This window comes from Pseudomonas tremae, from assembly GCF_001401155.1.
Classification (GTDB): Bacteria; Pseudomonadota; Gammaproteobacteria; order Pseudomonadales; family Pseudomonadaceae; genus Aquipseudomonas; species Aquipseudomonas tremae.
On sequence record NZ_LJRO01000381.1, the window covers coordinates 1 to 14108 of the forward strand.

General features: G+C 58.5%; 12 protein-coding genes and 1 pseudogene. 4 read left to right on the forward strand and 9 right to left on the reverse strand.

Annotation, left to right across the window (positions count from 1 at the left end):
- Positions 1-52: 52 nt before the first annotated feature.
- The 4 genes from ALO43_RS20905 to mksB all read right to left on the reverse strand — a co-directional run bounded on the left by ALO43_RS20905 (position 53) and on the right by mksB (position 6263).
- Positions 53-1300 (reverse strand): right-handed parallel beta-helix repeat-containing protein, encoded by a 1248-nt coding sequence (locus ALO43_RS20905; protein WP_053479497.1) that lies wholly within the window; start codon positions 1298-1300, stop codon positions 53-55.
- Positions 1301-1472: 172 nt separating this feature from the next.
- Entirely contained in the window at positions 1473-4292 is a 2820-nt protein-coding gene (gene mksF, locus ALO43_RS20910) for an Mks condensin complex protein MksF (RefSeq protein ID WP_054998000.1), read from the reverse strand.
- Entirely contained in the window at positions 4289-4996 is a 708-nt protein-coding gene (mksE, locus tag ALO43_RS20915) for an Mks condensin complex protein MksE (RefSeq protein WP_054998001.1), read from the reverse strand. The genes mksF and mksE overlap by 4 nt, the downstream gene beginning before the upstream one ends.
- Positions 4986-6263, reverse strand: a complete 1278-nt coding sequence (gene mksB, locus ALO43_RS20920) for an Mks condensin complex protein MksB (protein ID WP_054998002.1) — start codon at positions 6261-6263, stop codon at positions 4986-4988. Before mksB ends, mksE begins: the two co-directional genes overlap by 11 nt.
- Positions 6264-6408: 145 nt before the next feature.
- Between mksB and ALO43_RS20925 the strand changes: the two genes are divergently transcribed.
- Together ALO43_RS20925 and rimI are read left to right on the forward strand one after the other, a co-directional pair.
- A complete protein-coding gene (locus ALO43_RS20925; RefSeq protein WP_005890957.1) occupies positions 6409-7215 on the forward strand; it encodes a hypothetical protein in 807 nt (268 codons plus the stop codon).
- Positions 7208-7660 carry a ribosomal protein S18-alanine N-acetyltransferase gene (rimI, locus tag ALO43_RS20930; RefSeq protein ID WP_005890959.1) on the forward strand — a complete coding sequence of 151 codons (453 nt, stop codon included), beginning with the start codon at positions 7208-7210 and terminating at the stop codon, positions 7658-7660. Before ALO43_RS20925 ends, rimI begins: the two co-directional genes overlap by 8 nt.
- Before the next feature lie 9 nt (positions 7661-7669).
- On the opposite strand, the gene ALO43_RS20935 is transcribed toward rimI, so the two are convergent.
- Positions 7670-8074 carry a hypothetical protein gene (locus ALO43_RS20935; RefSeq protein WP_005890961.1) on the reverse strand — a complete coding sequence of 135 codons (405 nt, stop codon included), beginning with the start codon at positions 8072-8074 and terminating at the stop codon, positions 7670-7672.
- A gap of 176 nt (positions 8075-8250) precedes the next feature.
- Here ALO43_RS20935 and can point away from each other — a divergent pair, with 176 nt between their 5' ends.
- Complete coding sequence (gene can, locus ALO43_RS20940; protein WP_005890963.1) at positions 8251-8889, forward strand: carbonate dehydratase; 639 nt, start codon at positions 8251-8253, stop codon at positions 8887-8889.
- Positions 8890-8960: 71 nt separating this feature from the next.
- On the opposite strand, the gene ALO43_RS32165 is transcribed toward can, so the two are convergent.
- From ALO43_RS32165 to ALO43_RS20955, 4 genes and pseudogenes are all read right to left on the reverse strand, one after another.
- Positions 8961-9839 (reverse strand): methyl-accepting chemotaxis protein, encoded by an 879-nt coding sequence (locus ALO43_RS32165; protein ID WP_371906475.1) that lies wholly within the window; start codon positions 9837-9839, stop codon positions 8961-8963.
- Positions 9819-10625 (reverse strand): annotated as a pseudogene (locus tag ALO43_RS32170) (MCP four helix bundle domain-containing protein); the annotation flags it as partial. The gene ALO43_RS32165 and the pseudogene ALO43_RS32170, both read right to left, overlap by 21 nt.
- 131 nt (positions 10626-10756) lie before the next feature.
- Positions 10757-11404, reverse strand: coding sequence for an HD domain-containing protein (locus ALO43_RS20950; protein WP_005890967.1), 648 nt, complete (start codon positions 11402-11404; stop codon positions 10757-10759).
- Between the two features lie 55 nt (positions 11405-11459).
- Positions 11460-13475, reverse strand: coding sequence for an acyltransferase family protein (locus tag ALO43_RS20955; RefSeq protein ID WP_054998004.1), 2016 nt, complete (start codon positions 13473-13475; stop codon positions 11460-11462).
- 223 nt (positions 13476-13698) lie between these two features.
- On the opposite strand from ALO43_RS20955, the gene ALO43_RS20960 reads away from it, so the two are divergent.
- On the forward strand, positions 13699-14070 hold the full coding sequence (locus tag ALO43_RS20960; protein WP_054998005.1) for a zinc ribbon domain-containing protein YjdM: 372 nt from the start codon (positions 13699-13701) through the stop codon (positions 14068-14070).
- The last annotated feature ends 38 nt before the right edge of the window (positions 14071-14108 follow it).

Consider the following 14108-nt stretch of genomic DNA (forward strand, 5'->3'; position numbering starts at 1 on the left):
AGGGTTTTTGTTTTTATGGCGTTCGCCAAACTTCTCCGTTCGATTATGCACCTCAGTTGAACGCTCCCATGCCTGTCAGCTTACTGCCAGGGCGCGGATGAAAACTGCGCATCACAGGCAGGCTTCCGTCTGACTGCCGTGGTGCGTCCCAGCCACGGTGTGATACATCCTCGAAGTCTGCATCTGTTATGGGCTCCGGCAACGTCCACGAGTTGTGTGTCATATCCAGCCCCTCAGTGTTAACCGTCAACCTTCCCTTGTAGGCAATGTTGTTGACCAGATTGCCAAGGGCAATCGGCGAACCGTCCGCTGCGATGCCCAACATGTTGTAATTCGCACCATTGGAAAAGGCAGTGTTGTTAATGAAATCAAGTGCCAGTGTGTGGTGGTTGGCATAGAAGCCAGCAGACTTATTGTCGAAGGCGACTGAGTTGCGAACGGTATGTTTGACGCCGTTAGGTACATACTTCCCGCCGTAGCCTCCCGCCTTGATGCCGTTACCGTTTCCCGCCTCAAGTTTCGTACGCGTGCCAGGCAGATAACCTTGCTGCCATGCCCACGAGTTTTCGATAGTTACTGGCGAGAAGGCATTGATCAGGTCAAAACCATCGTCGGAGTTGTCCCAGGCGCGGCAACCGCGGAATATATTGCCTGGGTGGCCCGCTTTGATATGCGCACCGAAGCCATCGGCACTCTGGCCTGCACCGTTTGAGGTGTAAGGGTCGTAGTTGTGGTGGGAGTCAGTGTTCAGCACCAGATTGTAGCCGCCGTTTTGAATGAACAGGCCTGGCCCCATGTTGTGATGCAGATTGAGTTGCTCGAAGGTATTGTGGCTGCCGCTGTTCCAGATGCCCCAGGATTCGTGATTAAGATGGTTTTCCGGTTGCTGCGGGACACCGGTCACTTCCAGCCCTTTCAGGTGTAACCAGCTGCCGGTTACATTGAAACCTTTGACGCGGCAATCGTCTTTCATGGCAGAGAAGTCGAAGACAGGTGTTTCGCCCGGATAGGCCCAGTAGCGGATAGGTTTGTTTTCGCTGCCGCTGTTGTTCAGGGTGATGGCATTGACGGTGTCTGTACGCGTGGCACAGCTGTTTACGCCCGCGGTGTACGCATAGACTCCTCCGCGGAAGTAAACCGTGTCGCCAGCCTTTGCGACTTGCTGCGCACGCATGATGGATCGCAGCGGTGCGGCTTTTGTACCGGCAGCGTGATCATCACCGTTGGGGGCAACGTAATAGTCAGTTGCATGGGCTGTTGCAGCAACGGCCAGCAAGGCCGTCAACAGTATCGTTCTCATGAGGTTACTCCAAGCCTGCCTCATGTGATCGTATGCGTGTTTGCTGCAACCCATTATGAATTCGATGAACAAAGAGCGTCTTCGCCGATGGCCTGCAACAAGGCCTCGCTCAATTCAAAGACAGCAAAAAGGCCGCATTCTCATGCGGCCTTCTGGTTACAACTGACCGTCCTTACGAAACGACTTCCGGAACCTCCGGCTTCACTTCATCGCGACGCTGAATGTATTTCCAGTCCGCCTCATCGATGTAGATGCCATTCGGTCCGCTGCCGCCTTCCAGGTCGATGGCCACATGAGCTGAAACCTGCGGCTTCACACTTGCAAGGATCGGCACGAAGCCCAGTTGCAGGCTTGTTTCCAGCAGCGCAGCCTGGTTCTTCTCGTCGATGTCTGCCGCTTCGTCGAGGTAGTAGGGCAGGCGCACGCGACCCGCCTGATCTCTATCCATCAAGTGCAGCAACAGGTACATGTTGGTCAGCGCCTTGATGGTCATCGTGGTGCCGTTGGACGCTGCGCCGTCGATATCGGTATGAATAACCGGCTGACCATTGACCTTGGTAATCTCGAACGCCAGCTCAAACAGGTCTTTCAGGCCCAGCTGGTTGTGATTGGCAGCCACCAGTCTTGCCAGGTATTCCTTGGCCTCTTCGTTCTTGTTGTCCTGTTCGGCGCTCTGACTGAGGTCGAAAACCGACAATGTCTCGCCTTCTTCGTACTGTCCGGCGCTGTGGATGATCTGATCGATGTGTTTCAACGCTTCCTTGTTCGGGGCAAGGACGATGCGGAAGCTCGCCAGGTTCGACACCTGGCGCTTGTTGATCTCGCGGTTGAACAGTGCCAGTTGATGCTCGAGGCTGTCGTAGTCGCTGCGGATATTTCGCAGTGTACGAGCGATGTCGGTCACTGCAGCGCGACGAGCCTTGCCCAGCGTCAATGCTTCCTCGCTGCGGTGCGCGTAGGCATTGATCAACAGTTGCAGACGGCGCTCCATGTCGTCTTCACTATCGAACTTGGCCACACCTTTCAGACGAACCTGAGCATACAAGGCTTCTATCTGGCCATCGCTGCGCAGCAGGCCCTGCCAGCTGTCTTGATAGTCATTGAGCAGAGGCAGCAGGTTATCCATCGAGTCGTCGATCGGGTCCATGAACGGCGTGCCGAATGGCAGGTCAGCGGGCAGCAACTGGCGGCGTCGCAGAGCATCGTCCAGCGTGCGCTGCTTGGATTCCATATCGCCGATCTGGCGTGCGATCAGTTGCAGCTTGGCTGACAGTTGCTGAACGCGTTCGGTGAATGCATCACTGGAGCGTTTCAGCTCATCCTGAGCTGCTTCCATCTGTGCCAGTTCTTCCAGCTTGCCGGACTCTTCTGCGCTCAATGTCTGGCAGCGACGGAAATCTTCCAGGGCTTTCTGGGCATCCAGCACCTGCTGATACAGCGCTTCGGTCTGTGTCTTGCTCGCCGAGCGGTCTGCAGCTACCGCCTGTTGGGTTTTCAGTTGCTTGAGCTCTTTCTCCAGGCGTTCCTTCTGGTCACGCAACGCAGCGCGGTCCGCCAGTGCCTGCAATGCAGGAGGCTCGATATTCGACAGGTTGATGTTCAGTCCAGGCACAGCAAAGTGCTCGCCTTTGAAGCTGTCCAGAATGGCTTCCAGGGATTTGACCCAGGCACCATTCTCGTCCAGCGAAATACCCTGCTCGCCCAGCGGCAGGCTGAACAACGCGCTGTTGAACAGGCGCATCAACCGCTCTACATCCGGCTGGGAAAACTCTTCACGCAGGCGCGCGTAGCTGTTGTTGTCGGCATGGTCGAGTTGCTGCCTGACCGACTTGAGACGTTTTTCCAGATCCCGCAGACGCTCGTCCAGGTCTTCCGCGCTGAACTGCCGGGACTGGGCAAGCGCACCGGCGAGTTCGTCGTGGGCATCTTTGGCGGCCAGCAACTGCTGTTCGAGGACCTTGACGTCGTCGACCAGCGCGAAGCGATTCTTGAGCACAGACAGCTCGCCAACCCAGCGCTGAATACTGCTGATTTCACGCTCCAGACGCATCAGCTCTTGAGTGCTGCTGCGCTGGTCGTTCTGCATTTCATCCTGCTGAGCGCGGTAATGCTCGGCCTGAATGACCAACTCTTCCTTGCGCGCACCCGAATAGTCCGACCAGGTGCCCAGCAACGAATCGAGGATGGGCGACAGGCGATGCAGCTTGCCACGCAGCAGGTCGCGTTGTTTGACGCCAGCAGCCAGAGCCTCGACCAGCGGGCCAGCCAGCACCAGCGAATTGTAATCCTGCTCCATGCGGCGCACGTCGCGGAAGGCCTCTTCGCAGGCAGCGATGTAATCGACGCTGCCCGAGCGCAGGCTGTGCTCGAACGCATCCAGAAACAGCTGCTTGAGTTTGGCGGCAGTGATTTCGCGCATGTGCAGCAAATTGATGAACAGCGCGCGGAATGTCTTGAGGCTTTGCTCGCTGGTAGAGCGCAGCGGGATCAGTGTCAGGTCCAGCGGAATCGACGTATGGCCGCCGACCAGCAAGCGGCGCAGCTCGTCCGGCTTGAGTTCGTAGGCCTTCAGCCCTTGGCTTTCCAGATTGCTGAACAGCTCTTTCTGACGCAGGCAGGTGTCGTTCTTTTGGTAATGACCCAGATCCAGCTCGCCAGCGTACGCGAAGAACTGATGGCCGAAGCCACCACCCGGGCCGCGCCCTACAACGCCGATCACGTGTGGGCCGTGGGGCAAAGAGACTTCGACCAGAATGTAGCTGGTGTCAGAGGCAAAGTAGAAGCGTCGCGACTGCTCGAGACTGTACTTGCCGAAGCTCATGTCCGACATGCGCGCCAGAATCGGAAACTGCAGGGCGTTGATCGAGGCACTTTTGCCAAGGTTGTTCGCGCCATACACCGACAGCGGGTTTTCCAGCGGGAACAGGCCCAGGCTGTAGCCGGCAGTGTTCAACAGAGCAAAGCGGCGGATGCCATAACGTTCCTGGCTCATGTGTCCATCTCCTGTCGTTGCTCATCGGCAATTGCCCGGGCCAGCGCCTCTTCCTCGGTTTCTTCGCCAAACTCGGCGAGATCCAGAGGATCGTCTGTTTCCAGTAGTTTTTCGTCGCTGTCATCATCGATAAGCACAGGCGTCGGCAGCGGCAGGGCGCTGTGCAGGCTGGCCGCCAGATCGCGGTCCTGTTGCACCGACAGGCACACATCGAGAAAACGATGCATCGGCGGCAGAAAGCGGTAGATGCCGACTTCTTCGCTGGCGAAACCCAGTTGAGTCATGCGGCGCATGATCTTCTCTTCCAGTTCTTCCTGAGTCTGCACTTCGGCCTGGAGAAACAGGTCGCGGTACTTTTCCAGCATGGAAGGCAATTCGTCGCGTCCCAAGCTGCCGCCGTCCAGCACCGACATAGGGTCACGGCCCTGATCGGCCAGATGCTCGACGAGAATGAAGGTGAACAGCGCCAGGCGCTGAGCGGTCTTGTTGACCTGCGCGGCGGCCAGTTCCGGTACGAAATAATAGAAACCGCGTGTGTCGCAGACCAGCTCGTAGCCCAGAGCCTTGAACAGCGTGCGGTACTGATCCTGACAATTGGACAGTTGGGTGTACAGCTCCGGGTCGCGGCGGCTGATGTGGTAGCCCTTGAACAGCTCGCGAAAGATCGGCGCAAGCTGGGACATTTCGGATAGATCAAGATGCATGAACGGTGCTCTCGGAATTCTCTGGCTGCTCGTCTTGAGGAGCGAGCAGGGCAAAGGAGCGCAGGCTGACGCGGTGCTCCCGGGTGAAATATTCGCGACGCTCCAGGCGTTCGCGGGCAAAACGCTTGTCACGCGACAACCGCGAGAACCAGTACAGCAGCTCGTCGGTTTCGCCGGTCGGCTCCTGCTCCAGCAACCAGACCATCAGGTCGGGCATCGGCAGGGCGTTTTCGCAGCGTTCAAGCATTTCCTTGACGGTGCGCGGCGCACGTGGCGGCTCGCCTTTGCGTGTGCCGCTGGCCTTGGGAAATTTCGCGGGTTTGGGCTCGAAGCGCGCCAAGGCATACACATAAGCCTCGACCTGGCTCGCGCTGCCCAGAAAGGTACTTTGCGGACGGGTGAACATCGGCATGGCCGCCTGTGGCACCGCGTCCAGGCCTTTGCGGCGGATAGCCGACAAAGCCAGCGCCGCGCCGCGGGTCACCGCATTGTGACGACGGGCCTCTTCACGCAACGGCAGCAGCAGCTCGCGCGCATGACGCAGTGTCAGCTGGGCGCTGGTCTGCATTTCAAGGATGCGCGCATGCGTTCGCAGCAGCATGTCGTCATCGACCAGATGGCCAAGACGCTGTTGCTCGGTCAACAGGCGCAGCAGCACGTTCTCGACCTTGCGCACGCCCTGTTCGAAAGCACCATCGGCGTTGACCAGTTGAATCATCGGCTCGACGTATTCATCCCAGGTGGCCAGCACTTCTGCATAGCGCTGGCGCAACGGGATCTGCCGGTCGCTGGTCTTGGCCCGGTCAGCGACTGCGACCAGTGCCTGCTCGTCGTTGGCCAGCTTCTTGAGCACGTCGCGGACGCGCATGTCCAGCAGCCGCAGCTGTCTGGCCAGGTCGTTGGCATCGCGAACATCGAAGGCGTCCTGAATGTAACCGGCCAGTCGTTCAAGGTGGCGCAAGTAGGCTTCGATTTCCAGGCACAGACCAAGGCGATGCTCGCGGCGCAGATAGGACAGGAAGTCGTGAATCTGCGCGTTGAGTTCAAAGCGGTTCGGGCTTTTCGCGACGGGCACCAGAATGTCCAGACGAATCCACACGTCCAGCAGGTTGGTGATGTCTTGCGGGGTGCTGTCCTGTTGCTGTGCGGCCAGTTGCAGACGCAGTTCGCTCAGGCTCAACGTACCCTGGTCGAAATGTTCGCATAAGGGCTCGAGTAGCGCCCAGTGCTCGGCAAGGGCGCGCAGGACGCGCTTGGGTTCGATCATCGTTAGGCCGGCTTGTTGGCAAGTGAAAAGCGGCAATTGTACTGCATCAGTCGCCTGATATTTCACCTCGCGGCGATATGCTGCAGCGCGAAAACACGAACAAGGCTAGAATTGCGCGCTTAACTTATCCACAGGTGGCTGACCCTTGCTCAACGAGTCCCGTCGCCGCGCTTACTTGACCGCCATGCAGGTGGTCAACTGGCTGCCGCGCACAGAACTGCCATTCGCCGCACCCTCACGCCCTGAACTGCTCGTGCCGTTGCCGGCTCTGGTCGAAACGCAGAGTGTTGCACCTGTTGCTGCACCTGCGGCCCAGGCTGCTCCCGCTGAGGCGTCGAAGGTCGTGCCGATTGCACGTCAGCCCGAACGACCGAAGATCGAGGTGCCTCGTCCTTCGTTGGCCAGCACCCGCACGGCTGCCCCGGTAGCCGAAGAGGCCGAGCCGACGCCGCCCAAGGCGCCGGTCGTGCCGCCTCCGCGCTTTGCTTTGCAATTGTTGCGTGCCGGACGCTGCCTGCTGCTGGTCGAGTTGACGACCGGCCAGCCTTTTCAGAGCCGCGATCCTTCCTATCTGCTGCTCAAGGACATGCTGCGCGCAGCCGGTCTGCCCGACAGCCCGCAGATTATTGGCGAACCGGTTCGCTGGCCGTTGCTGGTACGCGGGCAAATGGACCAGGGGCCGGAAGCGGCGCGCGACTTCGTGCAGGGCTTTGTCGGGGCACGCCTGGAAGACGAAGCCTGCGCCTGCCTGTGGCTGATCGGTCTGCCGTCGATGAAATACGCCGGTGAAGTCGATGCCGAATCTTACAACCGCGAACTGCAGGTCGAGGGTCTGGGCGTTGCCTGGGCACTGCCAGGCCTGGAACTGTTAATGGACGAGCCTGAACGCAAGGCTGATGTCTGGAAAGCCATGCGTCGGCTGATGACGCGCTGGAAATCGATTGATGAGTGACGCCGTAACCTTTCGCCGCATGACCGAAGCCGACATGGACGCTGTGCTGAAAATCGAATATGCGGCGTTTACCCACCCATGGACGCGCGGGATTTTTCTCGACGGGCTCAAATCCTATGAGATCTGGCTGATGTTCGAAGGCGCGCAGCAGGTCGGTCATGGTGTCATTCAGGTCATCATCGACGAAGCACACCTGCTCAACATCACTGTAAAGCCGGAAAATCAGGGACGTGGTCTGGGGCTGCTGCTGCTCGATCATCTGATGAAGCGTGCTTACCAGCTCAATGCCCGGGAATGCTTTCTGGAACTGCGCGACAGTAATCGGCCAGCCTATCGTCTGTATGAAAACTATGGTTTCAACGAGATAGGCCGGCGTCGTGATTACTACCCGGCAGCGGACGGTCGTGAAGATGCCGTGGTCATGGCCTGCACGCTGCTGGACTAACCGTTTACATCAGCGCTGATTGCTGTCCAGTGGGTCGATGATCGCCATTTCCTCTTCATCGAGACCACTGCCTGCGCCGATTTCATCTTCATCGACGACGGTCAGATCAAGATCAGCCGGGTCGCCATCGCCCTGCTCGGACGGCGACCGCGCCCCGTCTTCATGGATCAGCGTTTCCGGAGACAGGTCGTCGTCAGTCGAGTGGTGGTCGTCCGTCGAAGCGCCCGTCAGGCCGGCCTCACGTACGCGTTGATCCGGAATTTCATGTTGCAGCTCGCCTTCAGGGATAAGATCGCCGATACGGGCCGGTTCTTCCTCGTCGAAATCGAGTGTTTCCATGGAGCCCATGCGATCTTCGTTGTCATCGATGGGTTCCGGTTCGGTCGCTCCGAACGGGCGGCGTGGATCGTTCATAAGAAATCCTCATTTCACGTGGTCGTGGAAAGTGGACCGGCCATGACTTTGAAGATTCCTTTTTGTTGACCGGCAGTTGATGGCTGATGAACCTGTGTGGGTGGCGGTAAGAAAGACGTGACTTGAGGGATTCGACTCCAGTCCAAGGCTGGGCATCATTATCGAGGCGTCAAAGCATGAACGAGCTACAAGACCTGATTGATAACAATGCACGCTGGGCCGACGCGATAAAGCAGGAAGACCCTGACTTCTTCGCCAAGCTGGCCCGCCAGCAAACGCCTGAGTTTCTGTGGATCGGTTGTTCCGACGCGCGCGTGCCGGCCAACGAGATCGTCGGCATGCTGCCCGGTGATCTGTTCGTTCACCGCAACGTGGCCAACGTGGTGCTGCACACTGACCTGAACTGCCTGTCGGTGATCCAGTACGCGGTAGACGTGCTGAAGGTCAAGCACATCCTGGTCACCGGCCACTATGGCTGCGGCGGCGTGCGAGCTTCCATGCAGGACCGTCAGTTCGGCCTGATCGACGGCTGGCTGCGCACAATCCGTGACCTGTATTACGAAAATCGCGAATTGCTGGCCAAACTGCCGACCGAAGAAGAACGTGTCGACCGCCTGTGCGAACTGAACGTGATTCAGCAGGTGGCCAACGTCGGTCATACCAGCATTGTGCAAAACGCCTGGCATCGTGGGCAGAGCCTGTCGGTGCATGGTTGCATCTACGGCATCAAGGACGGTCGCTGGAAGAGCCTCGACGTGACCATCAGCGGCTTTGAGCAACTGCCGCCGCAATACCGTCTGCGTCCGCAGGATTGATCGACGCGCAACCGCGCTGTTTCAACGCCAGCCCGCCTGTTTAAATGCAAGGGCTGGCGTTGATGCAATCTTCACAGCACGAACCGTTGCACCATCAGGTTCAGGTCGCTGGCCAGCATCGACAGCGCGTTGCTCGCAACGGTTGTCTGCTGTGCGCCCGAGGCTGTCTGGCTCGACAGATCGCGAATGCTGCTCAGGTTGCGATCCACTTCACTCGCTACCTGAGCCTGCTGTTCCGCCGCACTGGCGATCAGCAGGTTGCGATCGTTGATTGTGGCCGTCGAGCTGATGATAACGTTCAGCGCCTCGCCGGTCGCAGCGGCCTGCTCCAGCGTCAGATTGGCCTGAGTTGCGGTATGCCTCAGCGAACTTGCCGTCTGCTGGGTGCTCTGCTGCACGCCGTTGATCAACCCTTCTATTTCCGCTGTGGACGCGCTGGTACGTTGTGCCAATGAGCGCACTTCATCGGCGACCACGGCAAACCCGCGTCCCGCTTCACCCGCGCGCGCGGCCTCGATGGCGGCGTTGAGCGCCAACAGGTTGGTCTGATTGGCGATGGCGCGAATCACGTCGAGAATGCTGCTGATGCTCTGTGTGCGCTCGGCCAGCCCTTCGGCCTGATGGGACGAGTCGAGGACATTTTCGGTCAGTGCCCTGATCGAAATGATGGTCGCCGACAGCTTGTCCTGCCCTTGCGCTGCGGCCTGAGTCGATGCCTGGGACTCGGTCACGGTGTTGCTGGCGTTGCCTGCCACTTCCACGGCAGCCTGGCTCATCTGATTGACTGCGACGGCAGCTTGCTCGATTTCATCGTTCTGCAATTGCAGGTTGAGCGCGCTGGCCTCGGCGATGCTGCCCATCTCCTGCACCGATTGTGACAATTGTGTCGCTGCTGCATAAATCTGATCAATCGTGCCATGCAGGTTGTTGCGCATGCGCCCGAGCGTCATCAGCAGCAGCGCGGTTTCGTCCTTGCCTTCAGCTATCGGATGGTGGGTCAGGTCGCCATCGGCGATGGTGCTGGCGATTTGCAGGGCCTGGCGCACAGGATGAATAATGCTGACGCTCAGGCGCCATGCCAGAAGCAGGGTCAATGCCAAGGCAACCGCGATGGCGCTCAGGGCGATGATGCGGGTCTGCTCGTAGCGGGCGCCGGCTGCCTCCACCGCGCTTGCCGCACTTTGCTTGTTCAGCTCGCGCAGCAGTTGTACCTGCATGTCCATCAGGTCGCCTTGCATCATGAGCATGGTGTTGGCCAGCATTCTGGCTTCATCCAGCTTGTTCTGCTCGACCAGTGTGATCTGACTCAGCAGGCCTGGCATGAAGGCCTTGTAAGCCTCTTGCAGCGCCATGATGGAGTCGTGTTCGGTGCCGGACTGAACACGCGCCAGGTATTCCGAAAAACCTTTATCGACCTCGTTCTTGAGCTGTTCTACGTTGATCTTGCTGTTGATGACGGCCCCTGGGTCGTCGGCGTTGGCAATCAGGCGGGTGGTTTCACTGCGCAGCTTGACCAGGCCGATTGCGATGGCATCAGCCACGGCGATACTGGGCAGAGCGCCACTTTCGACGACCTCGCCCTGATTGCGTATCTCCTGCATCTGCAGCAGACAGAAAGCGCCCAGAGCAACCATCAGCAGAGAGGTGATGCCGAAGCAGATCACCAGGCGAGGCGTGATCCTGAAACGACGCAGGATGGTTGTCGTTGTGGTCTGCCGACGAGAGAAACGAGGCATCAATCTTTTCACGGCACACAACCCCTATAAACACACGGACCTTCTAGGAGAGCCGTTTATAGGGCAGTTGTGTGATGTCTTTGTGACATCTAGCGTTTCAAACGAAAACAAACCACAGTTCACGGCAGCGGTTAGCCAATTTCTTCCATCATTTCGTCCAGAAAGCGCTTCAATCGCGCGTGTCTGACCTCTGCCATCTGTTTGCCCGTAGGGGTCTGAAAGCCTTCTGCGAGATGAAGCAGCTTGGTATAGAAGTGGTCGACGGCAAATTCCTTGTCGTCATAGGGGCGCTGGTTGGCGTAAGGATCAACTGGGTCGTAGAGCGATCTGCCCATCCGGCCTGACACATAAAAAGTGCGCGCCACGCCGAGCATGCCCAGCGAGTCAAGCCGGTCAGCGTCCTGCAAGATTTTTGCCTCCAGCGTCAGCGGAGTTATCGCCGCCGAGAAGCTGTGAGCCTCGATGGCATGCGCAACGGCCGCGATGTTTGCTTCGTCCCACCCAATGCCTGCCAGTAGCTCATTGGCCCTGGCGGCCGCCAGTCGTGACGCTCCGGCACGGAACGGCGAGTCTTTCTCGACCGAAACACAGTCGTGCAGCAACGTGGCAGCGATCAGCACCCGCGCATCGCCGCCTTCCCGATCACGGATAGCGCAGACGTTTTTCCAGACGCGCAGCAAATGCGAGGCGTCGTGCGATCCATCGATTTTTTCGGCGTGGGTATACGGGATCAGCTGGTTGGCGAGATCCTCGAATGGGGCGAAGCGTGCGGCGATCATGGGTCGTCCTGAAAAGTGGGGCTCGACCAAGGATTGCAGAAAGCACGCCCCTCTGTCATTGGGCAATGATCTGGTTGATCTGCGCAGCAAGCAGCCCGGCACCTTCTGCATTGAGGTGGTTGAAATCCTTGTAATAGGATTTCAGATCGCCTATCAGGCACTGCCCAAGCTTGCAGAATGCGCTGTCCGGGATAATCAGGCGGATCTGATCTGACGCCTGTGCATGCTCGAACAAGGTGCGTGTGAAGCGCTGAAGACGTTCATGCGTTTCCACAGTTACCGATACTTCGCTGATCAGTTGCAGTGTCTGTGCTGCGTTTTTCGGGTTGTTGCGAGCCAGCCGGTAGTAAAGGTTTTTCGGCTCGATCAGTTGTTGCGGCACTTGCGCGACGATGATGACTTCACTGCCAATCGCTCGATAAGCCTGAACGGTGGTTTCAAGGGCTTGCGTGAAAACGATTCGCGAAGCTTCGCGGGTGCGCTCCTGCCGGGAGGCTGAAATCAGAAAGTATCTGGCCGAAAGTTTTTTGCCGTAATCGCCGTCGGTGTAAAGCGTCCAGCGGGCGACCAGCACCACTTTTTTGATTTTGTGCTTTTTCACGTAGGCAAATTCACGACCGGCCAGCGCTTCGCACACCCCCGGCGCATGGTTGCCGCTGACGACGTCCACACCCAGCAGCGGCAGGCAGCCGCCCAGCCCGATATGAACGACGGTTGTGCCCTGGTCACGTGCGACTGCATCGAAGGTCGACAGCAGGGCTTCAGCATGACTGTCGCCGAACACCGCCAAGGCTGGCGTCCCTGTGCTGTCGCGCTTGCCGAACAGACAGAAATCGATTTCGTCCTGGCCGCAGCGGTCGCGTATCTGTGGGTCGGCGAACTGCCGATACAGAGCCGGGTCGACATCAAAACGCTGGCCAAAGCCGTTGTTCAGATAGCCGGTCAGCCCCAGAGCGATGAACAGCGCCGATGCGAGACCTGAGAAGGTGAATACCTGCTGACGGCTGAAGCCACCTTTGAAGCCACCTTTTTGGCGAAAAGGCTGTTCGACAAATCGCCAGCTCAGCCAGGCCAGCACCAGCGACAGCAGCGTCAATGCCAGCATGACCTGCAGGCCGGGTTCCGCCAGGCTGCTCTGACGGGCGAAGGCAAAGATGGGCTGATGCCACAGGTAAGCGCTGTAGCTGACCATGCCGATGAGCACTAGGGGTTGACTGCTCAGCACCTGTCCGGCCCAGGTATTTTTGTTGGCGTAAACGATGATCAACGTTGCGCCCACAACAGGCACCAAGGCATTGAAGCCCGGAAAAGGCGTGTTGCTGTCGAACGCTGCTACAGCGTAAGCGATGAGCAAAATGCCCAGTAGCGCCGCCGCCTGAGCTACAGGGCCCGCGGTGTCTGCTTTGTGGGGGCGCCAGGCAAAGTAGAAGGCGATGAACGAACCGGCCAGCAACTCCCAGGCGCGTGCGTGCAACAGGTAAAACGTGCTGCTGGCGTCGTGCTGCGCTCCCCGTTGCGCCAGTGTCAGGCTGCCCAGTGCCACAACTATCAGCAGCGCGACGAGCCTGCCGCGACCGATGCGCCAGCCCAGCATCAGCAACAGCGGAAAAAGCAGGTAGTACTGTTCTTCGACTGCGAGTGTCCAGGTGTGTAGCAGTGGCTTGAGTTCAGCCGTTGCGTCGAAATAGCCACTTTCCAGCCAGAACAGCACATTGGAGGAAAACGTCGGTACTGCTACCAGGCTCTTGGCGAAGTATTTCAGGTCAGGCGGGTCAAGGGTCATCCAGGCGACTGGCAGGCAGACGAGTATGACCGCGAACAGCGCGGGCAAAATGCGCCGTGCGCGCCGCTCGTAGAAATTGATCAGCGAGAACGTGCCGCGTGCCATTTCCGCGATGATGATCGAGGTAATCAGGTAGCCGGAAATCACAAAAAATACGTCGACGCCGACAAATCCGCCGCTCAGGAACGGTAAGCCCGCGTGATAAAGCATGACGGGAACGACGGCCAGCGCGCGCAGGCCATCGATCTCGGGGCGATAGCCGAGCGCCGGGTTGTGTGGAATGCCCATGGGGTGTGTTCTCGGGTGGTACAGGGGGATAGGCAAGAACTGCGATAGCTACCGCCAGCGCCGGGCGCAGGACGGAAATGCATAAAGAAGAGGGCAAGGAGGAAGTCGGTTCAGTGGCCTGTATTTTTTAGTTCAGTTGCCTGCATCTGTCCACTCGATGAGGTTGCTCCCGGCTATCCACAAGCAGCGCTTACCCTTAAACCGGAAAAGCCCTTTATAATTCATGGTTTTTACCCCTGATGCGAGAACCCCTGTGAGCTTACCGTCCTGCCCGAAATGCAATTCCGAATACACCTATGAAGATGGCAGCCTGTTGATCTGCCCGGAATGCGCCCATGAGTGGCCTGCTGACGCCGGTAGTGCCGATGCAGCCGATGACGTGAAGGTCATCAAGGACTCCACCGGCAACGTCCTGCAGGACGGCGACACGATCACCGTGATCAAGGACCTGAAAGTCAAAGGCTCATCGTTGGTGGTCAAGGTAGGCACCAAGGTCAAGAACATCCGTCTGGTCGACGGCGATCACGATATCGACTGCAAGATCGATGGCATCGGCGCCATGAAGCTGAAGTCCGAGTTCGTCCGCAAAGTTTGATTCGGTCTGGTAATCGCTTTAACGTGAACGCCTCGCCT

What these genes read in the sequence shown, in the direction of transcription:
- can (WP_005890963.1), top strand. Translation starts at nt 8,251, where the DNA reads ATGAACGAGCTACAAGACCTGATTGATAACAATGCACGCTGGGCCGAC.
- rimI (WP_005890959.1), top strand. Translation starts at nt 7,208, where the DNA reads ATGAGTGACGCCGTAACCTTTCGCCGCATGACCGAAGCCGACATGGAC.
- ALO43_RS20955 (WP_054998004.1), bottom strand. Translation starts at nt 13,475, where the DNA reads ATGGGCATTCCACACAACCCGGCGCTCGGCTATCGCCCCGAGATCGAT.
- ALO43_RS20960 (WP_054998005.1), top strand. Translation starts at nt 13,699, where the DNA reads ATGGTTTTTACCCCTGATGCGAGAACCCCTGTGAGCTTACCGTCCTGC.
- mksE (WP_054998001.1), bottom strand. Translation starts at nt 4,996, where the DNA reads ATGCATCTTGATCTATCCGAAATGTCCCAGCTTGCGCCGATCTTTCGC.
- ALO43_RS32165 (WP_371906475.1), bottom strand. Translation starts at nt 9,839, where the DNA reads ATGACGCTCGGGCGCATGCGCAACAACCTGCATGGCACGATTGATCAG.
- ALO43_RS20950 (WP_005890967.1), bottom strand. Translation starts at nt 11,404, where the DNA reads ATGATCGCCGCACGCTTCGCCCCATTCGAGGATCTCGCCAACCAGCTG.
- ALO43_RS20935 (WP_005890961.1), bottom strand. Translation starts at nt 8,074, where the DNA reads ATGAACGATCCACGCCGCCCGTTCGGAGCGACCGAACCGGAACCCATC.
- mksF (WP_054998000.1), bottom strand. Translation starts at nt 4,292, where the DNA reads ATGAGCCAGGAACGTTATGGCATCCGCCGCTTTGCTCTGTTGAACACT.
- mksB (WP_054998002.1), bottom strand. Translation starts at nt 6,263, where the DNA reads ATGATCGAACCCAAGCGCGTCCTGCGCGCCCTTGCCGAGCACTGGGCG.
- ALO43_RS20905 (WP_053479497.1), bottom strand. Translation starts at nt 1,300, where the DNA reads ATGAGAACGATACTGTTGACGGCCTTGCTGGCCGTTGCTGCAACAGCC.